The sequence below is a fragment of the Pandoraea sp. B-6 genome, from assembly GCF_000282835.1.
GTDB lineage: Bacteria > Pseudomonadota > Gammaproteobacteria > Burkholderiales > Burkholderiaceae > Pandoraea > Pandoraea cepalis.
Genome location: NZ_KB290502.1, coordinates 84,582 through 109,967 on the forward strand (window position 1 = coordinate 84,582; position 25,386 = coordinate 109,967).

Annotated in this window: 22 protein-coding genes and 1 pseudogene; 8 read left to right on the forward strand and 15 right to left on the reverse strand. The window is 64.5% G+C overall.

Features of this window, described 5'->3' with window-relative positions; genetic code table 11:
* The coding region (locus tag A985_RS0106675; RefSeq protein WP_198288665.1) for a hypothetical protein at positions 1–491 on the forward strand (491 nt) is incomplete at its 5' end.
* Here the strand turns inward: A985_RS0106675 and A985_RS0106680 are convergent.
* The 5 genes from A985_RS0106680 to A985_RS0106700 form a co-directional block, all read right to left on the reverse strand.
* Entirely contained in the window at positions 485–1,033 is a 549-nt protein-coding gene (locus A985_RS0106680; protein WP_017232625.1) for a phosphonate degradation HD-domain oxygenase, read from the reverse strand. The genes A985_RS0106675 and A985_RS0106680 overlap by 7 nt on opposite strands.
* Positions 993–2,810, reverse strand: coding sequence for a Na/Pi cotransporter family protein (locus tag A985_RS24490; RefSeq protein ID WP_083902213.1), 1,818 nt, complete (start codon positions 2,808–2,810; stop codon positions 993–995). The genes A985_RS0106680 and A985_RS24490 overlap by 41 nt, the downstream gene beginning before the upstream one ends.
* A 338-nt stretch (positions 2,811–3,148) precedes the next feature.
* Positions 3,149–4,603 carry a phosphonoacetaldehyde dehydrogenase gene (phnY, locus tag A985_RS0106690; RefSeq protein ID WP_017232627.1) on the reverse strand — a complete coding sequence of 485 codons (1,455 nt, stop codon included), beginning with the start codon at positions 4,601–4,603 and terminating at the stop codon, positions 3,149–3,151.
* Between the two features lie 100 nt (positions 4,604–4,703).
* Positions 4,704–5,957: a phosphonoacetate hydrolase gene (gene phnA, locus A985_RS0106695; RefSeq protein WP_017232628.1), complete on the reverse strand. Its 1,254-nt coding sequence runs from the start codon at positions 5,955–5,957 to the stop codon at positions 4,704–4,706.
* Positions 5,958–6,063: 106 nt separating this feature from the next.
* A complete protein-coding gene (locus tag A985_RS0106700) occupies positions 6,064–6,780 on the reverse strand; it encodes a phosphonate utilization associated transcriptional regulator (RefSeq protein WP_017232629.1) in 717 nt (238 codons plus the stop codon).
* A 392-nt stretch (positions 6,781–7,172) separates the two neighbouring features.
* Between A985_RS0106700 and A985_RS0106705 the strand changes: the two genes are divergently transcribed.
* From A985_RS0106705 to A985_RS0106715, 3 genes are all read left to right on the forward strand, one after another.
* Entirely contained in the window at positions 7,173–8,306 is a 1,134-nt protein-coding gene (locus A985_RS0106705) for a 2-aminoethylphosphonate--pyruvate transaminase (RefSeq protein ID WP_017232630.1), read from the forward strand.
* Between the two features lie 172 nt (positions 8,307–8,478).
* Complete coding sequence (locus A985_RS24495) at positions 8,479–8,925, forward strand: DUF488 domain-containing protein (protein ID WP_017232631.1); 447 nt, start codon at positions 8,479–8,481, stop codon at positions 8,923–8,925.
* A gap of 368 nt (positions 8,926–9,293) precedes the next feature.
* Positions 9,294–10,664 (forward strand): MFS transporter, encoded by a 1,371-nt coding sequence (locus tag A985_RS0106715; protein WP_017232632.1) that lies wholly within the window; start codon positions 9,294–9,296, stop codon positions 10,662–10,664.
* 8 nt (positions 10,665–10,672) lie between these two features.
* Here the strand turns inward: A985_RS0106715 and purU are convergent, their stop codons facing one another.
* From purU to A985_RS0106765, 10 genes are all read right to left on the reverse strand, one after another.
* Positions 10,673–11,545 (reverse strand): formyltetrahydrofolate deformylase, encoded by an 873-nt coding sequence (purU, locus tag A985_RS0106720; protein ID WP_017232633.1) that lies wholly within the window; start codon positions 11,543–11,545, stop codon positions 10,673–10,675.
* A gap of 79 nt (positions 11,546–11,624) precedes the next feature.
* Positions 11,625–12,476, reverse strand: coding sequence for an NUDIX hydrolase family protein (locus A985_RS0106725; RefSeq protein WP_017232634.1), 852 nt, complete (start codon positions 12,474–12,476; stop codon positions 11,625–11,627).
* Positions 12,477–12,622: 146 nt separating this feature from the next.
* Entirely contained in the window at positions 12,623–15,112 is a 2,490-nt protein-coding gene (locus A985_RS0106730) for an FAD-dependent oxidoreductase (RefSeq protein WP_017232635.1), read from the reverse strand.
* A gap of 166 nt (positions 15,113–15,278) precedes the next feature.
* Positions 15,279–16,085, reverse strand: coding sequence for a phosphonate ABC transporter, permease protein PhnE (phnE, locus tag A985_RS0106735; protein ID WP_017232636.1), 807 nt, complete (start codon positions 16,083–16,085; stop codon positions 15,279–15,281).
* 173 nt (positions 16,086–16,258) lie between these two features.
* A complete protein-coding gene (phnD, locus tag A985_RS0106740) occupies positions 16,259–17,227 on the reverse strand; it encodes a phosphonate ABC transporter substrate-binding protein (RefSeq protein ID WP_017232637.1) in 969 nt (322 codons plus the stop codon).
* A 16-nt stretch (positions 17,228–17,243) separates the two neighbouring features.
* Positions 17,244–18,164: a phosphonate ABC transporter ATP-binding protein gene (gene phnC / locus A985_RS0106745; protein ID WP_017232638.1), complete on the reverse strand. Its 921-nt coding sequence runs from the start codon at positions 18,162–18,164 to the stop codon at positions 17,244–17,246.
* Positions 18,165–18,486: 322 nt separating this feature from the next.
* Complete coding sequence (locus A985_RS0106750; protein WP_017232639.1) at positions 18,487–19,242, reverse strand: DeoR/GlpR family DNA-binding transcription regulator; 756 nt, start codon at positions 19,240–19,242, stop codon at positions 18,487–18,489.
* 83 nt (positions 19,243–19,325) lie between these two features.
* Positions 19,326–19,940, reverse strand: a complete 615-nt coding sequence (locus tag A985_RS0106755; RefSeq protein ID WP_017232640.1) for a LysE family translocator — start codon at positions 19,938–19,940, stop codon at positions 19,326–19,328.
* A gap of 75 nt (positions 19,941–20,015) precedes the next feature.
* Entirely contained in the window at positions 20,016–20,567 is a 552-nt protein-coding gene (locus A985_RS0106760; protein ID WP_017232641.1) for an adenine phosphoribosyltransferase, read from the reverse strand.
* Between the two features lie 178 nt (positions 20,568–20,745).
* The gene (locus tag A985_RS0106765; RefSeq protein ID WP_017232642.1) at positions 20,746–22,728 is read right to left on the reverse strand and encodes a monovalent cation:proton antiporter family protein; all 1,983 of its coding nucleotides are present in this window, start codon (positions 22,726–22,728) and stop codon (positions 20,746–20,748) included.
* Positions 22,729–22,933: 205 nt separating this feature from the next.
* Here A985_RS0106765 and A985_RS0106770 point away from each other — a divergent pair, with 205 nt between their 5' ends.
* The 4 genes and pseudogenes from A985_RS0106770 to A985_RS24500 all read left to right on the forward strand — a co-directional run.
* Entirely contained in the window at positions 22,934–23,914 is a 981-nt protein-coding gene (locus tag A985_RS0106770; RefSeq protein ID WP_017232643.1) for a KpsF/GutQ family sugar-phosphate isomerase, read from the forward strand.
* 107 nt (positions 23,915–24,021) lie between these two features.
* Positions 24,022–24,507 (forward strand): HAD family hydrolase, encoded by a 486-nt coding sequence (locus A985_RS0106775; RefSeq protein ID WP_051060087.1) that lies wholly within the window; start codon positions 24,022–24,024, stop codon positions 24,505–24,507.
* A 23-nt stretch (positions 24,508–24,530) separates the two neighbouring features.
* Positions 24,531–25,190 (forward strand): LPS export ABC transporter periplasmic protein LptC, encoded by a 660-nt coding sequence (gene lptC / locus A985_RS0106780; protein WP_017232645.1) that lies wholly within the window; start codon positions 24,531–24,533, stop codon positions 25,188–25,190.
* Positions 25,187–25,386: pseudogene (locus tag A985_RS24500) on the forward strand (lipopolysaccharide transport periplasmic protein LptA); the annotation flags it as partial. The gene lptC and the pseudogene A985_RS24500, both read left to right, overlap by 4 nt.

Sequence of the window (25,386 nt, forward strand, 5' to 3'; positions counted from 1 at the left end):
TGGTTTTCCTGACCTGGCTCTTCGTCGTGATTCTTGGCGAGAACCTCATCGACGCCCTGCGCGCCGTGACCATCGTCGGCGGTCTCGCGATCTTCGTCTGGGCATTGCGATGGGACGCCCGCGACCCCAAGCGCACGACCTTTCGCTCAGACGTCGCGTTCTGGCTGCATCTGCTCGCCGCCTGCATGGTCACGCATCCAATCTTCTGGGCGCTCATGCCGGATCACGCCGTCGGCGCCATCGCATTCTTCGTCTTGCTCACGGGAATTTCGCTCGCGATCGACCGTCGCGCCCTGATGATGTCGTCGCTGTTGTATGTGATTACGGCAATGCTCAACCTTCTCGTGACCTCGGAGAACACGCATGCGTTGGCGGTTGTCGCCGTCGTGGTCGGCGGCGCCCTGTTGCTCCTGTCCGCCTTCTGGCACCCGTCACGCGCGGCGGTCCTGAAGCTGCTGCCCGCAGGCTGGCGCGCACGCCTGCCTCATTGAAGCGTTACCCGCGCCAGCAATTTCATATAGTGATCGAGCGATGGCGTCGGCATGCCGGCGACCTTCGCGCGGTCGTCCCAGCGACGTAGCCGCAGCGCCGCCTCGGCATGCTCGCGAGCCAGGAACGTCTTCGCCTCGTCATCGCTGAACACCCCGCCCTGCAACGCCAGACTGCGCACCGAATCGACCGAGAGTTTGCTGAAGTAATCGGGATCGACCGCGCACAGACAGCGCTTGGCATCCACGTGCAGACGAATGGGATCGAGCACCGCGTTGCTGAACAGCGGGCGCAGGAAAGGCAGGGCGAAGTACTGATGCAGATCGTCGATGCCGCGCTCAGAGGGCGTTTCGCCCTGAAGGTTGAGCAGATGACCGAGATCGTGCAGGAAACTGGCGGCCACCAGCGCCTCGTCGGCGCCTTCGCTCTCGGCCAATGCCGCGCTTTGCAGCGCATGCTCCAATTGCGTGACCGGCTCGCCGCTGTAAGCAAGCGAACCGAAGTTATCGAACAGGGTGCGGATGTCCGGCAGGCTCAGGGCCATCGTGTGAACTCTCGTTGTCGTCGCGAACACCGGCGGCGGCAGCCGTCGCGACATCGGCCAGTACCGCCAGCGTCGACGCCTTCGATTCCTTGGGCGTCTTCGAATCCCTTGTATCCTTCGCGTCCTTGCCGTCCTTCGGCTTGTCCCGCATGCGGCTCTTGCGCAGCGCACCGGCATCGTCGAGCACCGGATACGCCGTCGAGCAGAACAGCGAGTTCAAACGCTTCATGTCGCTGATGATGTCCAGGTGCAGTGAACTCGTCTCGATGCTCTGCACCGACTGGCCCGCCAGACGGTTCAAGTGCGTGTACGAATAGGCGCGCTCCAGATCGCGGAAGCTCTCCTTCTCGGCCATGAGCCGCTGCGCACTCCGGAGGTCGGTGTTCAGGAACACCGAGAGCCCCAGTTGCAGGTTCGTCACCAGTCGCGCGTGCATGTCGCAGATTTCCTGCAACCCCGCTTCCGAGAACGACAGCTTGTGCGAGATCTTTTTCTCCTCGACCTCCGTCACCATGCGCTCGATGATGTCGCCCGCGTGCTCCAGATTGATCGTGAGCGAAATGATGTCCGTCCAGCGGCGACTGTCCTGCTCGCTCAGGTTCTCGCGCGACACGCGCGTCAGGTACATCTTCACCGCGGTATAGAGATGGTCGACGTCGTCGTCGAGCCGGCGTGTCTCTCTCGCGCGCGCCACGTCGTTGCTGCGAATGACTTCGAGCAACCCATTGAGCATCTGCTCGACGATGTCGCCCATGCGCAACGTCTCGCGTGTCGCGTTGGACAGCGCCACCGACGGCATCTCCAGCGCGCTCTCATCCAGGTGGCGAGGACGCATCACGCCGTCCACCTCCGGCCGTTCCGAGAGCAGACGCACACACAGGCGCGCCATCGGCTCGGTGAAGGCGAGGAACACCACGCATCGCACCAGATTGTAGAGCACGTGGAAATTGACGACGGCTTGCGCGGGGGCATCCGAGAGCCAGCTCACCAGCGCCGGCGCATAGTCGACGAACGGCAGCACGATCAGGCAGCCGATCAGCTTGAACACAAGGCTGCCGAAGACCACGCGACGGCCCGCCGCATTCTGCCCGGCCGACGTGAGCATCGCGAGCATGCCGCTGCCCAGATTCGCGCCGATCACGAGGCACAAGGCCACCTTGAGCGAAATCACGCCCGACGATGCCAGCGTCGCCGTCAACAGCACCGCCGCCAGACTCGAATACGACACCATCGCGAAGAGCGCACCGATCAGCGTGTCGAGCATCACATCGCCGGTCAGCGACCCGAACAACACCTTGACGCCCGCCGCTTCGGTCATCGGCGTGGTCGCGTTCACGATCAATTGCAACGCCAGCACGATCAACCCGAGCCCGATGGCCACGCGGCCGATCTGGCCAGCGCGCGTCTGCTTGCGCGACAGAAAGAAGACCACGCCGAAGAAGATCAGCAACGGCGAAAGCCAATGCAGATCGAACGTCAGGATTCGCGCCATCAGCGCCGTACCGACGTCCGCCCCCAACATGATCGACAGCGCGGGTGCGAGCGCGATCAGGCCCTGTGCACCGAACGACGAGACGATAAGCGCCGTCGCGTTGCTGCTCTGCACGAGTCCCGTGACGAGCAAGCCTGCCGCAAACGCGAGGAATCGATTCGAAATGCTGTGCGACAGAATGCGCCGCAGATCGGCGCCGTAGACGCGCAAGACCCCGGTACGCACTATGTGCGTACCCCAGATCAGCATTGCAACGCCGGAAAGCAGGTTAAGGAGTGTCAGCATGCCAGTGTTCCGTGATCATTGTGTCGACGGGACCGGCAGCGCCCTGCGCCGCCAACATGACGCGCACACTGGTTTGCCAAACCGGCATCCCGCGTCAGTCCAACACTGGCGTCGGGATGCGTATGAAGTTCACGCGTCATGCGTATCCCCAATCGGAACACCGTACACCAAAATTATCAGCGCAACAATCGTGTCATCAATTTGTCACAATTTTTGCCCTGATTCCGCCAAGCCTTGTTGCGCAAGGGGAACAGCCTGAGCCGAAGCGCCGCGAAACGCGGCTTTTCGCCCCATTCGACCGTGTCGGCGGGCGCCCCTTGCGCGGTCGATCACCTACCTCAGACACCCCACGGCAACGTGAACGTTTTGGTGTTGGTGAAGCTCTTCATCGCCTCCTGCACGCCTTCCTTGTAGCCGAGCCCGGAATCCTTGATGCCGCCAAACGGCGTCAACTCGATGCGATAGCCCGGCACTTCCCAGATATTGACCGTCCCCACCTGCAGTTCGTTGGTGAAGCGCGTCACATAATCGAGGCGGTTCGTGCACACGCCGGACGACAGACCGAATGCCGTACCGTTGGAGATGGCGATGGCTTCGTCGATACTGCCGAACGTCAGGATCGGCGACACCGGCCCAAAGGTCTCTTCGCGCACGACCGTCATTTTCGGATCGACACGATCGATGACGGTCGGCGAGTACAGCGCGCCCTCGCGCCGGTTGCCCACGAGCAAGCGTGCACCCTGCGACACCGCTTCGTTCACGCGTGCCTCGAACAGGCGGGCGGCCGCTTCGTCGATGACCGTGCCCATGTCGTTGGCGCCGTCGGCCGGGTCGCCGTACTTCCACGCGCGGGTCTTTTCCACCACGAGATCGGTGAACTGCGCCGCGATGTCGCGATGGACGAGCATCCGCTTGACGGCCGTGCAGCGCTGGCCTGAATTCTTGTACGACCCCTGCACCGCCAGATCGGACGCACGATCGAGATCGGCATCCTCCATCACGATCAACGGATCGTTGCCGCCGAGTTCGAGCACGATGCGACGATAGCCCGCCTTCGACGCAATGTACTTGCCGATCGACACGCCCCCGGTGAACGTGATCATGTCGATGTTCTCGTTCGTGATCAGCTCGTCGGCAATCTCCATCGGATCACCGGTCACGACTTGCAGCATCTCCGGCGGCAGACCCGCTTCGTAAAGCGTGTCTGCCAGGTAGTAGGCCGAAAGCGGCACCTTTTCCGACGGTTTGAGCACCATGCGGTTGTTGGTCGCAATCGACGGCGCGACCTTGTGCGCCACCTGGTTCATGGGGTGGTTGAACGGCGTGATGGCCGAGATGGCCCCGAGCAGCGGCTCTCGCTGCGTCACAACGCGGCGCTTCTTGCCATGCGGCGTGAGATCGCACGAGAACGCCTGTCCGTCGTCCTTGAGCGCTTCGCCGGCGGCGAACCCGAGCACATCGGCCACGCGGCCGATTTCGTAGACGGCGTCTTTCTTGCACAGCCCCGATTCCATCGTGATGATCGCCGCCGCCTCGACCGTGCGCTCGCGCAGCAACGCGGCGGCCTTATCGAGAATGTTGGCGCGCTCGAAGCGTGTGAGCGTCGAGCGATACTGCTTCGCAATCGAGAACGCGCGGCGCACGTCGTCGAGCGAGGCTTTCGGCACCGTGCCCACCAGATCGCCCGAGTAGGGATTAAAGATTTCGATGATCCGATCGCGGGTCACCTTCTCGCCGCCGATGCGAAGCGCTTCGGCGCGGAACTGGGGATGCAGCTTGTGCGGCGCATTCATGGGGTTCTCCACAGCGTGTCCAACGGGTCGGGGCCCGGCGACGCAACCGTTCTGGGTTGCACGCCGCGGGCTCACAGGGCAAAGGCGTTGCGGTACCGCGTCAGACGTGATTGAGTGCCACGTCGAGAATGTCGAAGTTGCGCAACCGCGCCTTGCCCGGAATGCCGCCGGTCTTGCGGTTGAACAGCAACGGCACCGTCTGCTCCGAGATCCCGCCATGCGAGCGCAGCGGCACCGTGAGTCCGGTCAGATCGTGACGGCTGGCACTCGTGCCCAACACGACCGACTGATCGCTCACAACGACCAGGTCGCCCACGCGGTCGGGCGGCAGTTCGAAGCGAGCGCATGCCTCGGCGTTGCTCAGCACGACCTCGATACCGGGCATCGCGGCGATGCGCCGGCGCATGGCGTCGCGATCCACGTCCTGCGGCAGATAGATCGTGGCAAACGAGCCGAGCGCGCCGTGATGCACCACGTAGGGATCGGTAATCGGCAGAATCACCCGCGCGCCGCCGGCTTCCACGCCCTTGCCGAGCCAGTCGTCGAGCAGATCCTGCAAATAGATGACATTGGGCCGGCCAGTCGCCGGATCGTGCTTGGCGTTCATGCCGTGGTCGGCCGTCAGTCCGATGACGGCGCCCAGCGCGTCCATGCGACGCAGATAGCCGTCCATCATCGCGTAGAAATCGTTCGCGCCCTGCGTGCCCGGCGCCCATTTGTGCTGAACGTAGTCGGTCGTCGAGAGATACATCAGGTCGATGTGACGCGTCTCCAGCAGGCGCACCCCGGCGGCGAACACGAACTCGGAAAGTGCCGCGCTGTAGACGTCCGGTACCGGCATGCCGACGAGTCCCAGCACGTCGTCGATGCCGTTCTCGGCGAGCGTGACGTGGTCCGCCTTTTCCGACGAGAAGCAGATGCCCGTCATGCGATGGCCGAGCAGCTTGCGCAGCTTGTCCTTCGCGGTCACGACCGCCACGCTCGCCCCCGCATCGGCGGCGGCGGCAAGCACCGTGCCCGCGCGCAGGTAGGCAGGATCGTTCATCATGACTTCCGCGCCGCGACCGCCATCGGCCGACGGGTCGAAGAAGTAATTGCCGCAGATGCCATGCACGGCGGGGGGTACGCCGGTCACAATCGACAGGTTGTTCGGGTTGGTGAACGACGGCACGACGCAGTCGCCCTGGAATACCGCACCGTCCGCCAGCAGGTGCTTCAGGTACGGGGCGACGCCGGCAGCAGCGGCGGCTTCGAGATACTCGAACTGGCAGCCATCGACGCAGACGATGACGGTCGGCTGTTGCGGCAACCGGTATTGGCGGCCGTTCACTTCGATCTGTACGGACGGGTTCACGTCGGGTCTCCTCAAGCGCAATTCGGTAAATGGCCGACGGTGTCGCCCTCGCGGCAGCACGCACCCGGCGGCCGGGTATTCAGCAATACAAACCGTTCACGGTCCTTCAGCCGGCCTTCGCCTGCGCGGCGGCGCCAGGTGCCCGCGCAAGGGCCTCGCGAATGCGCGCGCGGCCTCGCGACAGATGCTCGCGCGTGACTTGCGCCGCATGCTCGGGGTCGCGCGACGCAATCGCGCTCACGATGTCGCGATGCTCACGCGCCGACTGCGGCGGCGCAGACGTATCGCCGGTCAGCGCTTCGTGACGGAACAGGCTCAGCTCCCTGACCAGGCGCCGGTAGGTTTCAATTAACTTGCGATTGCCGACCATCTCGACGAGCGCGTCGTGAAACGCCAGGTTCAGCCGGCAATACGCCTCGCTGTCGCCCGCCTCTACCGCAATGTGCATAGCCTCGACGGACTCGCGCAGACAGGTGAGCTGCGCCGAGGTGATCGACTCGGCCAGCGTGCGCGCCACGAATTCGTCGAGCACGCCGCGCAGCGTGTAGATCTCTTCGGCCTCCTCTAGCGAGATAACGCGCACAAACACGCCCCGATTCTTCTCGGTGCGCAGCAGCCCCGCTTCTTCGAGCGCGCGAAACGCTTCGCGCACCGGACCGCGCGACACGCCCAGACGGCCGGCCACTTCGATCTCGTTGAGCTTGGTGCCGGGCGTAAGGGCACCCGCCATGATGAGACGCTCGATTTCGTGCTGGACAAGCGTGGTCAGCGACTGGCTCTGTAACAACTCGATCGCCGAGGGCGACGTGGGATTTGGGTTCATACCGGTCTTCCTTCTCTCCGAACGCTGGCGTCATCCTGCGACGCGATCCCGCAACGGCACAAATCGCTTCCGCGCCGATCATTGGCAATTTGTGGCGTTACGCGACTATTTGTGTTGTTGGCTATTCAAGCACAACGATTTGTAGATTGTCAACAAATTGCACTCGCCATTTCCCGGAGATTGCGCAGAACCGTTGAACAATGTTGCGCACAGCGACGACAAAACCCTATCCTAATCAACGATTTCCATACTATTTGAGGTATTTGACGAACAGATGACAATATCTCGAGGGTTTCAATAAAACGACATAATTTGCCAATAATATGCAACACATCGCCTCGCCGAGGTGTTCACCGAACGCAGCTTGTTTTCCCGCTTGATAGGAGGCGGTCATGATTCTTGGTCAGGAACCGATTCTGCTCACCCCCGGCCCGCTCACCACGTCGCCGGCGACGCGGCAGGCCATGTTGCGCGACTGGGGCTCGTGGGACGCGCAGTTCAACCGCGTCACCGCGTCGCTGTGCCGCGATCTCGTGGACATCGTGCAGGGCGGCGACACGCATGTCTGCGTCCCGCTCCAAGGCTCGGGCACGTTCTCGGTCGAAGCGGCCATCGGCACGCTCACGCCGCGCGACGCACGCATTCTCGTGCCGGACAACGGCGCGTACTGCCAGCGCCTGCTCAAGATCTGTCGCTATCTCGAGCGCGACGCCGTCGCCCTGCCCATTCCCGACGATCAGGCGGCCAGTGCCATCGCGATCGACGAAGCGCTCACGCTCGATCCGTCGATCACGCACGTTGCTCAGGTCCACCTGGAAACTGGCGCGGGGGTCCTCAATCCGCTCGCGGATATTGCACACGTCTGCCAGAGGCACGGTAAAGGGCTGATCGTCGATGCCATGAGTTCGTTCGGCGCGCTGGACATCGACGTGCGATCGATGCCATTCGACGCGCTGGTCGCCGCGAGCGGCAAATGCCTGGAAGGGGTGCCGGGCATGGGCTTCGTGATCGCCAGGCGGTCAGTGCTCGAAGCGAGCGGCGGCAACAGCCATTCGCTGGCGATGGACCTGCACGACCAGTACGCATACATGCAGAAGACCACGCAATGGCGCTTCACCCCGCCGACGCACGTGGTCGCGGCCCTGCGCGCGGCCGTCGATCAGTTTTTCGCCGAGGGCGGCCAACCGGCTCGCGGCGAACGCTACCGCAAGAACTGCCGGACATTGGTCGAGGGGATGGCGTCGCTGGGCTTCCGGCCGTTCCTCGCGCCGGAGATTCAGTCGCCCGTGATCGTGACGTTCCACGCGCCCGCCGACAGCAAGTACGATTTCCAGACGTTCTATGCGGCGGTTCGCGAGCGGGGTTACATCCTCTACCCCGGCAAGCTCACGCAGATCGACACGTTTCGCGTGGGCTGCATTGGCGCCGTGGACGATAACGAAATGCACAACGTCGTCACGGCGATCGGGCAGTCGCTGGCGTCGCTCGGCATTCGGCAAGTCGCGCCCCTCACGCGCGCAGCGTGATGGGGTGGCCGCCGACGCCGACGCATGCAGGGCGCGGCGCTCTCGACGGCCCTCACGTTCGGCGACGCAACTCGGCGTCGCCGAACGAGCGCGGCACTCGCCGGCCTCGGGCGCCTCGGGTAAGCTCTCGGGTGTCGCGCGCTTGCGCTCCCACGCTCCGAGGTCGCCGCCTATGCCGTCGCCGAAGACACCTGACGCCGCCCCGCCGGTCAAAGCCAACCCCGCTCGCAAGCGCGGCGCCAAACTTCCCGAGATTCGCTTCAAGCGGGTATACGACGCCCCCGAAGCTACCGACGGCCAACGCGTGCTCGCCGATCGCCTCTGGCCCCGCGGTCTCGCCAAGGCCAAGGCGCAAATCGACTTCTGGGCCAAGGACGCCACCCCGAGCACGCCGCTGCGCCAGTGGTTTCACCAGCATCCCGAGCAGTTCGACGAATTCCGCCAACGCTATCTGGATGAACTCGCCACGCTCGACGCCGAGCGAAACGCCACGCTCACAGACCTGCGCACGCGATTGACCGAAGGCCCCATCACGTTGCTCACCGCAGCCCATCGACTGGAAGAGGAGGATGCGCGCACGCACCTCGACGTGCTGCGCGACTTCCTGACATCGCGATAGGCTCGAACGCCTGCGAGGGCATCGACGCTGGTGTCGTTGCCGGCGTCGCTGCAACCGCCAGCATGCAACGATCGATCGCGTGTTTCGATAGATGCAACAACGTATTGTGGTGCAACACCGCATTCCACCCTCCAAAACGATGTTGCCCGGCGCGGGCTCCGTGAAAACCCGCATGACGCCTGGCGCTGCACGCGACCGGCACGGACCGCGGAGAAGTTTGCTATAACCCTCACTGCGCCGCCATCGAGCCTGCGATGACCGGCGCACCGCCGTGTTATCGATTGCCCCCCCGCTGACGCACCGCCGCTCGTGTGTCGAGTCGTTCTTCGTTTGCTTACCCGGTTGCCGCGACGGCAACGTCATGCCTCATGCTTGTTCCACTGATCGTTGCCTGCGCGCTGTTCATGGAGAACATGGATTCCACCGTGTTGTCCACCTCGTTGCCGTTGATTGCGCAAGATCTCGGCGAGAGCCCGATCACGCTCAAGCTCGCGCTCACGACCTACCTCATCAGCCTCGCGGTCTTCATTCCGATCAGCGGATGGATTGCCGATCGTTTCGGCACGCGCAATGTCTTTCGCACGGCCATCGGCGTGTTCGTGCTTGGCTCGATCTGCTGCGGCATCTCGAGCACGCTGCCGGAACTGGTGATCGCGCGTTTCATCCAGGGCATGGGCGGTGCGATGATGGTGCCGGTGGGACGCCTCGCCTTGCTCAAGTCCGTGGAAAAGCGCGACATGGTGCGCGCACTCAATTACCTCACGATCCCCGCGCTGGTCGGCCCGGTGCTCGGCCCGCCGCTTGGCGGCTTCATCACCACGTACTGGCATTGGCGCTGGATCTTCTACATCAACATCCCCATCGGCGTGCTCGGCTTCGTTCTTGCAACGAAGTACATTCCCGATCTTTATGAGGACGACGTGCCGCCGCTCGACATCCGGGGCTTCGTGCTGTCGGGCCTCGGACTCTCGATCCTGATGCTGGGGTTGTCCACCATCGGCCGCCATCTGATCCCTGTGTCGCTCGCGCTGGGACTCGTCGCCATCGGTGCGGCGTTGCTCGTGGCCTACCTGCGTCATGCGAAGGGGCTCGCGCATCCGCTGCTGCGGCTCGACCTCTTTCGCATCCCCACGTTCCGCGCCGGTGTCGCGGGCGGCACGCTGTTTCGCATTGGCGTCGGCGCCACGCCATTCCTGCTGCCGCTGATGCTGCAACTGGGTTTCGGGATGACGCCAATGGAATCGGGCGCGCTCACGTTCATCTCGGCCGCGGGCGCGATGTTCATGAAGACGCTCTCGCTACGCATTCTGCAACGCTGGGGTTTTCGCCGCGTGCTGATGACGAACGCGCTGATCGCGTCGGCGACGCTCGGCGGCTACGGGTTGTTCACCGCGCAGACGTCGCATCTGGTGATTCTCGGCACGCTGCTGTTTGGCGGATGCTTCCGCTCGTTGCAGTTCACGAGCCTGAACGCCATTTCATACGCGGACGTGCCGGCGCCGCGCATGAGTCAGGCAACCAGCCTGGCCAGCGTCGCCCAACAGGTGTCGCTCACGCTGGGCATCACCATCGGCGCCGCCGTGTTGCAGACGTCGTCGTGGCTGCACGGGCGCGATCATGTGATCGACGTCGACTTCCCGTGGGCGTTCCTGGTGGTCGGGCTGATTGCCGTGAGTTCGACGATTTCGATTGCGCGGCTTGCGCGCGATGCCGGCAGTGAGCTGGCGCGGCGCACCTAGCGCGTCGCTTAGCGGAAGATCACTGTCTTGTGGCCGTTGAGCAGAATGCGATGCTCGGCGTGATAACGCACGGCGCGCGCCAGCGCCACACATTCCACGTCGCGCCCGATGGCGGTCAGTTGCTCCGGGTCCATCGTGTGGTCCACGCGCTCGACTTCCTGCTCAATGATCGGACCCTCGTCGAGATCGGACGTCACGTAGTGCGCCGTCGCCCCGATCAGCTTCACGCCACGGTCGAACGCCTGATAGTACGGCTTCGCGCCCTTGAAGCTCGGCAGGAACGAATGGTGAATGTTGATCGCGCGGCCTGCGAGCTTCTCGCACAGATCGCTGGACAACACCTGCATGTAGCGCGCGAGGACCACCAGATCGATGTCGTTGTCCTGCACCAGTTCATACACCTTCGCTTCCTGCGCCGCCTTCGATTCGGGCGTTGCGTTCATGAGCGGCAGGTAATGGAACGGAATGTTGTAGCTCGCGGCCAGTTGGTAGAAATCCTTGTGGTTCGAGACGATGGCCGGGATTTCGATGTTGAGCTGGCCCGTCTTGTAGCGGAACAACAGATCGTTAAGGCAGTGACCGATCTTCGAGACCATGAGCATCACGCGCGGCTTGATCGCGGCGTCGACCAACTCCCATTGCATCTCATACTGCACGGCGAGCGGGGCAAAGTCGCGCTGCAACGCGACCAGATCGCTCTGGCCCGGCAGTTGCTGGAAATGCACGCGCATGAAGAAGCCGCCGGTGAAGCGATCGTTGAACTGGGCCGAGTCGAGAATGTTGCCGCCGCGCTCGACCAGGAAACCGGCCACCGCGTGGACGATGCCAGGACGGTCCGGGCAGGACAACTTCAGAATGTAGCTATTTTCGATCGGTGCCATGATTGCTCCTGGGCAAAGGCTTGCAATGTCGTTGCAGTGTTGAAATCGGTATCGATGGACGTGCGTCCAATGGCCTCGATCATTCGTCCGCCGGCTTGAACAACGCCTCGATTCCGGCGCAGTCCTTGGTGCGAATGGCGCCCTCGCGCAGCAGGAAGTCGAGACTGGCGAGGCTCGCGTCGACGGTCATCTTGCCGTGCGCGATCACCTCGCGCACGTCGCCGGCCGAGCACAGCCAGTGCGCGCTCGCCTCGCCGTCCTGATTCTCGGGCACGAAGCCGCGCGGCAGCGCGAGATCGTAGACGAAAATCTGCTCGGACTGCACGCCCTCCGGAATTTCCGCGAGGATATGCAGCGTGCGGCCAGGCCGCGCGTCGTTCGCCAGATGGGCCGGAATGCCGGCCTCTTCCCAGCACTCCTTGACGAGCGTGTCGCCCACGCCAATCCCATTGCCGATGCCCCCGGCGGCCGTATTGTCGAGACAACCGGGATCGGTCGCCTTGAGCACACTGCGCCGCGCAATCCAGAGCTTCGGTGCTTCGCCCACGAAGCGGGCCGGCACGTAGCCGTTCACATGCACGGCGAACGTGCGCGTGCCGAAAAAGCGCGAGGCCGCGCGTTCGATCCACGCGAGCGGCGCGTCATAGAGCCGTTGCCGGATGGCATAGCGCTCATTGCGCCAACCCGTGATGAGTCCCTCGGCCGCCAGCGCCTCGATCACCGGCGCCAGCGCCGCCGTGCGCGCTTCGCAGGTATCGTGGCGCGGATGAATCCGCACCGCGAGTGAACTGATCTCGAACACGTCGGGCCAACGGCACAGCGACTCGGCGTCGCGACGGCGAACCCACCCATAACGCTGCGAACCGATCACGAGCGGCAGATGCGCGGTGTCGTCGAAGCGGCGCGCCGCCGCAATACAAGCAAAAGGCATACGTCAGAGACCGGACGCGCCCCCGTCGGAGACGCGCGAAATCGAGGCAAAAGCGGCATTTTACAGAAGCGGCGGCGAGTCCGCCCGCCTCCGGTGTCGCGGCGGCCTGCATCGTCGTCGCGCCCCACCGCGACAGGCTCGCCCGTTCAAGCGCTCACGCGCTCGCCCGTCGGGTCGTATAGCGCGCGCAGTTGCACTCGGGCGTCGAGCCGATCGCCCGCGAGATCGACCTGATAGCGGCCCGTTTCCACGTATTCGACAGACACGACGCCGTCGGGATTCGTCAGATAGGCGAGCCCGACGGGCGCATTGATCGTGTGCCCATACGCGGCCGACGACAGGAAGCCGACCGGCTCGCCGTTGCGAAGCAGCGCCTCACCGCCCCAGAGCATTCTGTCGCTCGCCCCTTCGAGCACAACGCTCACAAGCCTGCGGCGTACCCCCGTCGATTTGGCCAGTTCGACCGCCTTGCGGCCGACAAACGGGAGACCGCCGGCCAGCTTGCAGGCGAACGTCAGCCCCGCTTGCACCGGGTTCGTGTCAGGCGTCAGTTCTCGTCCCCAGGCACGATAGCCCTTCTCGATACGCAGCGAGTCGATGGCGTAGTAGCCCGCATCCTTCAACCCGAAGGCAGCGCCCGCCGCGTGCAGCGTTTCATAGACGCCCACCGCGAACTCGACGGGCACGTACAGCTCCCAACCGAGTTCGCCGACGTAGGTCAGGCGCGTGGCACGCACCGTGGCATAGCCGAGATCGATTTCCTGGCTCGTACCGAACGCAAACGCCTCGTTGGAAAAATCCGCTCGCGACACCCGCTGCAACAGCGCGCGGGAATTCGGTCCCATGAGCGCCAGTACCGCGTATTGCCCGCTGACGTCGACGACCGTACAGCGCGGATCGTCGGGCTGCTGGGCAATGCGCCGTTCGAGGTAGTCCATGTCACGGGTCGTCTGCGCCGAACCGGTGACCATCAGGTATTGATCGGGCGCGAGTCGCGTGAGTGTGAAGTCCGATTCGTAACCGCCGCGCTCGTTGAGCATCCCCGTGTAGACGGTACGCCCGGGTGGCACGGCCACGTCGTTGGTACACAACGCTTGCAGCACGCGCTCGGCATCGCGGCCCTTGATGAGCAGTTTCGCGAATGAACTCATGTCGAACAGCGCGACGGCCTCACGGCACGCGCGATGCTCCGCGGCACTCCACGCGTGCCAGTTCTGCTGACCGAAGCGGTAATCGATCGTCGCCTGCTCCGGCGACGGCGCGAAAAAGTTCGGCCGCTCCCAGCCCATCTTGCTGCCGAAGCAGGCGCCTTTGGCGAGCAACGTCGCGTACAGTGGCGAGCGACGGAACGGCCGCGCCGTGTCCAGTTCGCGATTTGGCCACGGCATAGCGTAGTGCAGGCCGAGCGTTTCCTTCACGCGATCATGCAGCCAGGTATCGTTGCCGTTGAATCGAGCAAAGCGGCGGATGTCGACGGGCCAGAGGTCCATCGTCGGCTCGCCCGCGACGATCCACTCGGCCAGCGCCATGCCGGCCCCGCCGGCCGACGCAATGCCCATCGAATTGAAGCCCGCGCCAACGTAGAAATTGCGCAGCTCGGGCGCTTCGCCGAGCATGAAGTTGTTGTCCGGTGTGAACGACTCGGGGCCGTTGTAGAACTGCCGGATCTGCGCCGTCTCGAGCGCGGGCACACGCATCAATGCGTTCTCCATGAGGATCTCGAACTGGTCCCAGTCGTCGGGCAGCAGTTGAAATTCGAAATTCTCGGGAATGCCGTTCATGCCCCACGGCTTGGCGTTCGGCTCGAAGCCGCCCATCACGAGACCGCCGACTTCCTCCTTGAAGTAGATGTAGCCGTCCGGGTCGCGCATGACCGGCAGATCCGGATGCACGCCCGCGATCCGTTCCGTCACGATGTAGTAATGCTCGGCCGAATGCAGCGGCACGCTCACATCGCACAGACGACCCACGGCCTTGGCCCACTGCCCCGCGCAGTTCACGACGATCTCCGCGTCGATGCGTCCGCTTTCGCCGTCTTTATTGCACCAGGACACCCCCGTCGCCGTGCGAATCCCGCCAGGCGACGCCGTGTGAATCTCCGTGATGCGCGTGTTCTCCGCGATGCGCACGCCACGGCTGCGCGCGCCGCGCGCGAGCGCCTGCGTGAGATCGGTCGGGTTAGCCTTGCCGTCGCCCGGCAGCCACACCCCGCCGACGAGATCGTCAGTGCGCATCGCCGGCCAGAGGTCGCCGGCCTCGCGCGGCGAGACGACGTCGCACTGCACGCCATAGGCACGCGCCACCGCCGCCGTGCGCTTGAGTTGCGTCATGCGCGCCTGGGTGCGGGCCACCGACAACGACCCGCATGCCTTCCAGCCCGTGGCGAGCCCCGTCTCCGCTTCCAGTTCGCTGTAGAGCTTCGTCGAATAGCGGATGAGCTTCGTCATGCTCTCCTGCGAGCGCAACTGGCCGACCAGCCCCGCCGCGTGCCACGTCGTGCCGCACGACAACTGTCCCTGCTCCAGCAGGACGACGTCCGTCCATCCCAGTTTGGCGAGGTGATAGGCGACCGAACAGCCGACGATGCCGCCACCGACGATGACGACGCGAGCTTGAGTGGGCAAGGCTGAGGGCATGGGGAGGCTCCGGTTTGGCTGCGCGCCGGGAACGGCGTCACGGCCCAGGCGATCGACATTGGCCGCTGTGCGGGACTCGGCGCCGGCGCGAAGCGGCTGCCGTCAGGAAAAACAAAGGGCACCCAAGTGCCCTTTGCGGATTGACGCGATGGACGCGGCGGGACGATCAGATCACATGCTTGCGCACACGGGCCGAAAACACGTCGATGCATGTGACGACCACGATCATGATGAGCATCACGGCACAGGTCTGCGCGTACTCGAAGCTGCGGATCACTTCGTAGAGCACCACGCCGATGCCGCCCGCGCCCACCATGCCGACCACCGACGCCGAACGCACATTCGACTCGAAGCGGTACAGCGTGTACGAGATCCACAGCGGCATGACCTGCGGCAGCACGCCGTAAAGAATTTCATCGATCGCGCGCGCCCCGGTGGCCCGCACACCTTCGACCGGGCGCGGATCGATCGCTTCGACCGCTTCGGCGAACAGCTTCGAGAGCGTGCCCGTCGTATGCACCCACAGCGCCAACACCCCGGCGAACGGGCCAAGCCCTACCGCCACGATGAAGAGCATCGCGAAGACCATCTCGTTGATCGCGCGGCAGGCGTCCATCACGCGACGCACCGGCTGGTACACCCACGCCGGCACCATGTTCGACGCCGAGAGCAACCCCATCGGAATCGAGCACACCACGGCGAGCACCGTGCCCCAGACAGCGATATGAATGGTCACGAGCATCTCGTGGACATACACGCGCCAGTCGTGAAAATCGGGCGGGAAGAAATCGTGCGCGAATTGGCTCATGTTGCCGGAATCGCGAATCAGATCGAGCGGACGCATATCGGCGCCGCCCCACGACCACACCAGGATCAGGAAGAATGCGCCCCAGCCGATCAACGTCAGCCATGAGCGCTTGGGCGGCTCGCCCGGCAGGCGGCCATTTGCAGTGAGGGATACGCTGGTGTTCATGTCGTGTACCACAAGGCAAGCCGGTGCAGCATCGACCGGAAAATCATCGGACCACAGAGGTCATCAGAGGTGACGGCGGGCCAGATGACCTGGCCCGCCGTCACCGATCACAGAGCAACGCCCGTGCGCCGCCCTGTGACATTGTGTCGTTCCACGCCCAGGCAATCAGGCGCTTACTTCGTTTTGCTCATTTCCTGATCGAGCGCGGCGAGCTTGCTGTCGATGTCGGTCAATTGCGATTGCTTCTTGGCGGCATCGAGGTTGGCATCCGACTGGATTTGTTGCTTCTGCTTGAACAGCTCGAGCTGGCGGATCGGCAGCAGTTGCGCGTTGCTCGACGCACGGAAGCCGCCGTAGTTGTAGATGTTCTTCAGCACTTCCTTCTCATGTGCGTCCTTGCCGTACGCCAGGAAGAAGTCGCGAATCTTCTTCTTCGTCGCATCCGGCAGGTCCTTGCGCCACACCAGCGGATCCGACGGGATCAGCGGCGACTTCCAGATCACCTGCACCTGCTTGGCCTTCTCCGGCTGCGTTGCCTCGAGCTTGTCAATTTCTTCGGTGTTGTTGGTGGCCACGTCGACCTGGTTGTTGAGCACGGCCATCAGGTTCGCGCCGTGATTCGAGCTGCGCGCGGTTTTGAAGTACGTGCGCGGATCGATGTTGTGCTTCGCGAACACGTAGTAGCCCGGCACCAGCGTGCCCGACGTCGAGGTCGGATCGCCCAGGCCGAAGTTGATCTTCTTGCCGTTCTTGATCACGTCGTCGAGCGTCTTGTACGGGCTCGCCTTGTTCGCGATCAGCAGCGAGTAGTAGCCTTCGGTGCCGTCGGCGTACATGATCTTCGCGAAGACTTCACCTTGCGAGCGGTCCACGGCTTCCATCGCGGCCTTGTTGCCCAGCCAGGCGAGCTGCACCTTGTTGAAGCGCATGCCTTCGATCACGCCGGCGTAGTCGGTGGCGAAGAACGGCGTCACCTTGATGCCGGTTTGCTTCTCCATGTCGTCGATCAGCGGCTGCCAACGCTGGCGCAGTGCCGCGCTCGAGTCGGTCGAGATGATGCCGAAATTGATTTCCTGCGCGTGCACTGCCGCCACCGAGGCAAGCATGGCCGCGCCGGCCAGCAGGGTTTTCCAAAGTTTCATGAGAGCAAGCTCCTGGTCAGGTCAGACTGAGGGACATCGAGGTGAGGAATGGGGCTTGCGCATTGGCCGGCGCGGGGCCGGCTGTGCGCGGAGAAGCGTCGGCAGCGTCGCTGTCGTCGGCGCCTTCCACATGGTCAACGTGATCGACCGGGTCAACGCGGTCGTTAAGCAGTTCGCTTGCCTGCACGCCATAAAGACGGCGCAGCAGGTCGGGCGTGAGCGCCGCGGACGGGCCGTCATACACCACGCGTCCCTGATGCAGGGCGACGGTTCGCACGCAGTAACGCATGGCGACATCCACCTGATGCAGCGAGACAACGACCGTCAGTTTGTGATCGCGGTTCATGCGGGCCAGCATGTCCATCACCTTGCGGGCCGACTCCGGATCGAGCGAAGCAATCGGTTCGTCCGCAAGAATGATCTTCGCGCCCTGCACCAGCGTGCGCGCCAACGCCGCGCGCTGCTGCTGACCGCCCGAGAGCGTGCTGGCGCGCTGGAACGCCAGATCGGCGATGCCGACCTCCGCGAGCGCCGCCATCGCGGCCTGACGCTCGGCCGGCGTGAAGCGGAATAGCAGGCTGCGCCACAGCGGCACGCGCGCGAGCAGACCCGTCAGCACGTTGGTCATCACCGGCATGCGGCCCACCAGGTTGAACTGCTGGAAGACGAAGCCGATGTCGCGACGAATCTGGCGCACTTCGCGCACGATGCGGCCGTCGCGCTGAATCGGACGACCGAGTATGTCGATACCGCCCGGTTGCAGATCGGCCGCCACGAAACCCGCCATGTGACGCATCAGCGTCGACTTGCCCGAGCCCGACGCCCCGATCAGGGCGACCATTTCGCCCGGCATCACGGTAAGCGCCACCTCGTCGAGCGCACGGCGGCCGCCCCCGAAAGTCTTGGTCAGTCGCTCGATTCGAATTGCTTCGTCCACGGGTCACCTGTCAATCGACTCGCCGGTCGGATCCGATGCATTCCCGCTAACCGCGCCCCAGGCTGGGAGCACGTCGCCCGCATCGCTCGACTAGCTGTTTTGTGGCAATTTGTGCCAAAAGTGACAGCAGTCTAAGAAGTGCCGATGACAAGACAGTGACAATCGATGAGCTTTTCGATGGGCGTTAAAAATCCTTATTGGGTCAATGAGTTAACAACGTTTTCTGCGCCACGGCACGCAGGGATGCGCGCGCGCCGACGTCACGCCGAACGGGGCGTGACGTCATCGGCCTCGGGGTCGAGCGCCGATGTTGTCTACACATTTACGCGATGAGGAGCTCCGGGCCGCGAGCGCGCAGTTGGGCCAGCATGCTCTTGTGCGGCGCGGCGTCGCTGATGAGGTAGCGGGCCGCCTCGAAATGGCGGATACGCACGGGCGTCACGCGCCCGAACTTGGTATGGTCCGCCACCACGGCCGAGATGTTCGCACACAGCAGCATGCGCGCGCGAAGCTCGGCGGCCGCGCGGTTGAAGTCGGTAATGCCACCGTCCTCAGTCACGCCGCCCACGCCGATGAATGCGAAGTCGGCATGGTATTGCGATATCTGGTTGATGGCATCCCAGCCCTGCACGGCATCTTCGTTGTCCTGCAGCTCGCCGCCGAGCAGTGTCACCTGATTGTCGTGATGACGGCCCAGCAATCGCGCGATCTGCCAGTCGTTCGTGTAGATGCGCAACCGGTGCTTTGCAAGCAGCGCCTGCGCCACCGCCCGTGTGGTCGTACCGTAGTCGATGATCACCGACGCCCCATCGGGTACGAGTTCCGCCGCGCGCATGCCGATGGCCCGCTTGCCCACGGCGTTGACGTTCTCGCGCAGCGTCCAGTCGGGTTCGCTGCGATCGGCGGCCAGCGCGCCGCCGTGCGTCATGAGCAGCAGCCCGCGCGCGGCGAGCGTGTTGAGGTCGCGGCGCACCGTCTCGCGCGACACCCCCAGCTCACGCACGAGATCGCTGATCGCGAGGGCCCCGGTCTTGGCAAGTTGTTCAAGCACGTACTGTTGGCGTTGTTCGGCAAGCATGATCTGGCAATGTCGGTGGGACTACGAATTCCTGGAAGGCATCGGCGCGGCCGCTGCCACTCATGCGAGGGCGCGCGTGCGTCCTATGCCTGTAGCGCAACGCGCAAGCCCAGGCCGATGAAGATGACGCCGGCGACACGGTCGAGCCAGCGCCCTGCCCCGGGGCGTCGCTTGAGCCACGTGCCCAGCACGCCAGCGAACCATCCGTACGCGCTGAACACGACAATCGTCTGCGCCATGAACACCAGGCCGAGCAACAGCATCTGCGCGCCCGGATGGGCCGTGTCGGCACTCACGAACTGGGGCAGGAACACCAGGAAAAACAATGTGACCTTGGGGTTGAGCATATTCGCCAGCACGCTTTGACGAAAGACGGCCCCGAGCGGTTGCGGCGCGGCCTCGTTGGCCAACGCCAGCGCGCCGCGCGCGCGTATCGCCTTGATGCCGATCCAGATCAGATAGGCGGCCCCCGCGAGCTTGATCCCCTCGAAGGCCCACGGCGACGAACGCAGCACGGCGGCCAGGCCGATGGCCGCGACGCTCGTGTGGAAGAGACATCCCGACGTGAAACCGGCGGCCGCAGCCAGCCCCGCCCGACGGCCCTGCGCAATGCCGCGCGCGATGACCTGCATGTTGTCCGGCCCCGGCGCAAGCGTGATCGCCACCGAGGTCAGCAAGAACAGCCAGAGATTGGGCATCGGCGTGTCCGAAGTGGGGTAATGGGGATGATCAGGGGTGGGAACGCGGCAAAGCGTCCGCTCAGGCAACCGGGTTCAATGGCCTTCGAACGAGCACAGCAGGAACAGTGGCAATCCGGCGGCGCGAATCAGGCGCGAGCCCCCCAGTTCCGGCAGGTCGACAATGGCAGCCCCTTCGATGACCGTTGCCCCCAGGCGCTCCAGCAGCTTCTTGCCGGCGAGCATCGTGCCGCCCGTGGCGACCAGATCGTCGATGAGCAGCACGCGGTCGCCCGGGCCGCAGGCATCGGCATGGATCTCGACCGTTGCACTGCCGTATTCCAGTTCGTACTCCTCCGCGACCGTCTGATAGGGCAGCTTGCCCTTCTTGCGAATGGGGATGAAGCCGATGTTCAATTCGTACGCGAGGATCGAGCCGAGGATGAAGCCGCGCGCGTCGAGACCCGCGATGTAATCCGGACGCTGCGTCATGTAGCGGTGCACGAACACATCGATGAGCACCCGCAAGGTGCGCGGGTTCTTGAGCAACGGGGTGATGTCGCGAAACTGCACGCCCGGCGCGGGCCAGTCCGGCACGGTGCGAATCTGGCTCTTGATATAGGCGGCAGGGGACTCGTCGATCTGCACGGGGATCCTTCTTGGGATACTGAGGGAAAACACGCCACATTATGCCAAAAATCGCCCGACGCCCCGCGACCGAGCGGGCAGTGCCACCCGGCGCACGACGTACGCCCCATCAGCACGCCCCAGCAGCACGCCCCGACAGCGCGCCCGCTTCACGGTCTGGCCGTCGACTAGTGGTCGTCTATTCGTGGCCGCGCAGACGCGCCTCGGCCGCGACCAGCTTGTCGGGCAATCCGCGCAGCACCACGATGTCCTCGGCCATCAGACGCGTCTCCGACACCGGCTCGACCCCGCGAATGCCATGCCGACGGATGGCCGTGACCGTCACGCCGAGCTTGTCGAGCCGGAGTTCGCCGAGCGTGCGCCCGACCGCGTCCGAGTGAAGCGTGAGCGGCACCGATTGCAGTCTGACCTGCTCGCGCTCGCCGCCCTCGTCCTCGTCGTCGAGGCCGTGAAAGTAACCCCGCAGCAGACTGTAACGCTCGTTACGCGCCTGCGCCACCCGGCGCAGCACGCGGCGCATCGGCACGCCCAGGAGCACCAGCGCATGCGATGCCAGCATCAGGCTGCCCTCCACGATCTCGGGCACGACTTCGGTCGCGCCCGCCGCGATCAGTTCGTCCATGTGGGTGTCGTCGACCGTGCGCACGACCACCGGCAATGTCGGCTCCAGCGCCTGCACCTGCGAGAGCACCTTCAACGCGGCCGGGGTGCTGTCGTAGGTCACCACGATGCCGGCGGCGCGGTGAATCCCGGCCGCGACCAGCGCCTCGCGCCGGGCGGCGTCGCCGAAGACGACCGTCTCGCCGGAGCTGGCCGCCTCCATCACTCGATCGGGGTCGAGATCGAGTGCCACATAGCCGATGCCCTCCTGTTCGAGCATGCGCGCCAGATTCTGGCCGCACCGGCCGTAGCCGCAGATGATGACGTGACCCGACGTCTTGATGCTCTGCGTGGCGATCTTGGTCATCTGCAACGACTGCATCATCCACTCATTGGCGACGAAGCGCAGCGCGATGCGGTCGGCGTTGATGATGAGAAACGGCGCACACAGCATTGAGAGCAGCATGCCCGCGAGCACGGCTTGCGAAAGCGACGGGTCGAGCAGGTGCCTGTCGATCACCAGATTGAGCAGCACGAAACCGAATTCGCCCGCCTGCGCCAGGCCCAGGCCGGTGCGGATCGCCGTGCCGGGCGGGCTGCCGAACAGGCGCGCAAGCCCCGCGATCAATGTGAATTTGACGACCAGCGGGCCAACGAAGAACAGCAGCACGAGCAGCGGCTGCTGCGCCACGATGGACGGATCGAGCAGCATGCCGGTCGTGATGAAGAACAGCCCCAGCAGCACGTCGCGAAATGGCTTGATGTCGTCTTCCACCTGATGGCGGAACGGCGTCTCGGCGATGAGCATGCCGGCAATGAACGCGCCAAGCGCCATCGACAGGCCAAGGTTCTCGGTGACGTAGGCCAATCCGAGCGTGAGCAGCAACAGATTGAGCATGAACAGCTCTTGCGAGCGCCTCGCTGCCACGATGTGGAACCAGCGTCCGACCAGTTTCTGGCCAATCCAGAGCAGCAGCGCGAGCGCCCCGCTAATCTTGAGCGCGGCCAGCGACAGTGCCAGGACCAGCGCCTTCGGGTTGCCGCCCAGTGCCGAGATCACGATCAGCAATGGCACGACTGCCAGATCCTGGAACAGCAGCACCCCCATGATGTTGCGGCCGTGCTCCGTCTCGAGTTCCAGCCGCTCCGCCAGCATCTTGGTGACGATGGCCGTCGAGGACATGGCCAACGCGCCGCCCAGCGCCACCGATGCCTGCCACGAGAACGACCAGAACAGGTTGACGAGCGCCCCCAGTCCCACCGCCACGAGCAGCGTTCCCATGACCTGCGATACGCCCAGCCCGAGCACGATCCGGCGCATCGTCCTGAGCTTCGGTAGCGAAAATTCGATGCCGATGGAGAACATCAGGAAGACAACGCCGAACTCCGCGAGGTATTGCACGCGCTGCGTGTCGGCGGCCAGCCCGACCGCGTGCGGGCCGATCACGATGCCCACGCTCAGGTAGCCGAGCATCGGCGGCAGATGAAGCATGCGGAACAACACCACCCCGACACAGGCGGCAAACAGCAGGACAAGAGTGAGTTCGAGCGGTGATGCCATCGGCTAAGGTGGGTTTCCTGAGTGAATCTGAATGCTGGCGGTTTGACCGAACGCGGTACTTGCTATGCAAGTGCCGTGCCAGATAGCGTTGGCGCAGTGGTCTCCGACGAGGCACCGGGCCGCTTCCTGGGTGGTCTCGAACGGTGCAGGTCCAAGCCTGGCGCGGCTGTCCTCGGCGCCGCGTGCGTTTTGATATACTCCGCGCATGATAGCGAAAATCAATCCAGGCCGGGCACTCGAGGTCGCCCGGGAGGTGTTGCGCACCGAAGCCGACGCCATCGAACGCGTCTCCGCGCACCTCGACGACAGCTTCTTCGAAGCGATTTCTCTGCTGCTCGCCTGCCGCGGGCGCGTGGTCGTCACCGGAATGGGCAAATCGGGCCACATCGGCCGCAAACTGGCCGCCACGTTCGCCAGCACCGGCACACCCGCCTTCTTCGTTCACCCGGCCGAAGCCAGCCACGGGGACCTGGGCATGATCACGACCGACGACGTCGTTGTCGCCCTGTCCAACTCCGGCGAGACGGGGGAACTGGTCAGCATTCTCCCGATGATAAAGCGCATCGGCGCGAAGCTCATCGCCATGACCGGCAACGCCGCCTCCAGCCTGGGGCGCCTGTCCGACGTGCACCTCGACGCGCACGTCGACAGAGAAGCCTGCCCGCTGGGCCTCGCACCGACCGCCAGCACCACGGCCGCTCTCGCCCTGGGCGATGCGCTTGCCGTCACGCTGCTCGACGCGCGCGGTTTCGGCGCCGAGGACTTCGCCCGGTCGCATCCGGGCGGCGCGCTCGGTCGACGTCTGCTGACGTTCGTGCGCGATGTCATGCGCACCGGCGAGCGCGTTCCGCGCGTGCGCGCCGATGCCAGCCTGTCCGATGCCCTGCTGGAGATGACCGCCAAGGGTCTGGGCATGACGGCCATTGTCGATGCCGACGATCGCGTTGTGGGCATCTTCACGGACGGCGACCTGCGCCGCCTGTTCAAGCGTACGCTCGATTTCACCACGCTCACGCTGGCCGACGTCATGAAGGCCGGACCGCGCAGCATCGGCCCCGATCAACTCGCCGCCGAAGCCGCCGAACTGATGGAACGTTTCGGCATCACGCAATTGCTCGTGACCGAGAACGACCGCCTCGTCGGTGCGCTCAACGTGCACGACCTGTTCGCCGCCAAGGTCGTGTGAGCCGCTTGCCCATGAATCAGCCCAGCATCGCCCAACCCACTCGTTCCGCCCCGCTTGATGCGACCGACGTGACCGACGCCGCTGCGCGCGCCGCTCGCCTGCGTGTCATGGTGTTCGACGTCGACGGTGTCCTCACCGACGGCGGCCTGCGCTACGGACCGGCCGGGGAAGTCATCAAGACCTTCGATTCGCTCGACGGCCACGGCCTGAAGCTGCTCGCCGAGGTCGGCATCGTCACGGCCATCATCACCGGACGCCAGTCCGAGATCGTCGCCAAACGCGCGGCCGATCTTCGTGTCGCACACGTCTATCAAGGCGTGCAGGACAAACGCGCCGCATTCGAAGACCTGTGCGCCAAGGTGTCAGTGACGAGCGAGGTTTGCGGCCATATCGGCGACGACTGGCCCGATCTGCCGATCCTCAGCCGCGTGGGCTTCGCCGCCTGCCCGGCCAATGCCCATGCCGAAGTCCGGGCACGCTGCCACTGGGTTGCCGCCACGCGCGGCGGCGAAGGCGCCGTGCGCGAGCTGTGCGACTTCATTCTGCGTGCCCAGGGACGTTACGACGCCCTGCTCGCCGACGCGCTCGCCTGACGCGTCGAGGAAGCCGATCATCCATGGCCACTCAACGCCTCTCACCCGCTTCGCTGGTCGCCATCGTCGTGCTGGCCGGCCTGGCCGCCGGCACTTACTGGCTCGTGCAACGCACGCTGCCGTCTGACGCCGACCGCGCGCCGTATGTAAAGCAGCACATTCCGGATTACTTCGCCGACGACATGGTGATCTCCACCCTGTCGGCGACCGGCCTCACGCAATACCGCGTCAATGCCGTGCACATGACGCATTACGAGGACGACCAGACCACGGCCATGACCATGCCCGCCGTCCGCGCGTTCACGCCGAATCAACCGGAAGTGACCGCCACGAGCAAACGCGGCACGCTCAATGCCGACATGTCCGTCGTCGATCTGTACGACGACGCGGTCGTGGTACGTCAGGCCGGACCGCGCGATCCGCAAATGCGGGCGCTGTCCCAGCACTTCCAGGTGCTCGTCAACGACGACATCGTGCGCACGGAATTGCCAGTCCAGCTGTTCCGCGGTGCTTCCGTGATGTACGGCGATGGCATGATTTTCAATAACATCTCGCGCGCCGTACAATTGCTCGGCAATGTTCACGGCACGATCCAGCCGGCGGAACTGGGCGGCAATCGCCCGGCACCGGCCGCCGCGCCGAGCGCGCCACTCCAGACCAAACCGGGCCCCAAGACCCCATGACCGATCGCCGCCAACCGCGCCCCGTCTCCCTGTCGCTGCGTCGCCTGCGCGCACTGGCCGCCGCCTTCGCCATGCTCGGCGCCCTCGCGTCGCCGCTCGCCCATGCCGAACGCGCCGACCGCGACAAGCCGCTCAACATCGAGTCGGATCACATGAGCTACGACGACCTCAAGCAGGTCAACATCTTCACCGGCAA

Bases quoted from the DNA above. Each gene is read 5' to 3' on its own strand.
- A985_RS0106725 (WP_017232634.1), bottom strand. From the start codon at position 12,476: ATGCCTTTTGCTTGTATTGCGGCGGCGCGCCGCTTCGACGACACCGCG.
- phnY (WP_017232627.1), bottom strand. From the start codon at position 4,603: ATGAATGCGCCGCACAAGCTGCATCCCCAGTTCCGCGCCGAAGCGCTT.
- A985_RS0106770 (WP_017232643.1), top strand. From the start codon at position 22,934: ATGATAGCGAAAATCAATCCAGGCCGGGCACTCGAGGTCGCCCGGGAG.
- A985_RS0106755 (WP_017232640.1), bottom strand. From the start codon at position 19,940: ATGCCCAATCTCTGGCTGTTCTTGCTGACCTCGGTGGCGATCACGCTT.
- A985_RS24495 (WP_017232631.1), top strand. From the start codon at position 8,479: ATGCCGTCGCCGAAGACACCTGACGCCGCCCCGCCGGTCAAAGCCAAC.
- purU (WP_017232633.1), bottom strand. From the start codon at position 11,545: ATGGCACCGATCGAAAATAGCTACATTCTGAAGTTGTCCTGCCCGGAC.
- A985_RS0106715 (WP_017232632.1), top strand. From the start codon at position 9,294: ATGCTTGTTCCACTGATCGTTGCCTGCGCGCTGTTCATGGAGAACATG.
- phnE (WP_017232636.1), bottom strand. From the start codon at position 16,085: ATGAACACCAGCGTATCCCTCACTGCAAATGGCCGCCTGCCGGGCGAG.
- lptC (WP_017232645.1), top strand. From the start codon at position 24,531: ATGGCCACTCAACGCCTCTCACCCGCTTCGCTGGTCGCCATCGTCGTG.
- A985_RS0106775 (WP_051060087.1), top strand. From the start codon at position 24,022: ATGGTGTTCGACGTCGACGGTGTCCTCACCGACGGCGGCCTGCGCTAC.
- A985_RS0106700 (WP_017232629.1), bottom strand. From the start codon at position 6,780: ATGAACCCAAATCCCACGTCGCCCTCGGCGATCGAGTTGTTACAGAGC.
- A985_RS0106705 (WP_017232630.1), top strand. From the start codon at position 7,173: ATGATTCTTGGTCAGGAACCGATTCTGCTCACCCCCGGCCCGCTCACC.
- A985_RS0106680 (WP_017232625.1), bottom strand. From the start codon at position 1,033: ATGGCCCTGAGCCTGCCGGACATCCGCACCCTGTTCGATAACTTCGGT.
- A985_RS0106750 (WP_017232639.1), bottom strand. From the start codon at position 19,242: ATGCTTGCCGAACAACGCCAACAGTACGTGCTTGAACAACTTGCCAAG.
- A985_RS24490 (WP_083902213.1), bottom strand. From the start codon at position 2,810: ATGCTGACACTCCTTAACCTGCTTTCCGGCGTTGCAATGCTGATCTGG.
- A985_RS0106730 (WP_017232635.1), bottom strand. From the start codon at position 15,112: ATGCCCTCAGCCTTGCCCACTCAAGCTCGCGTCGTCATCGTCGGTGGC.
- phnD (WP_017232637.1), bottom strand. From the start codon at position 17,227: ATGAAACTTTGGAAAACCCTGCTGGCCGGCGCGGCCATGCTTGCCTCG.
- A985_RS0106765 (WP_017232642.1), bottom strand. From the start codon at position 22,728: ATGGCATCACCGCTCGAACTCACTCTTGTCCTGCTGTTTGCCGCCTGT.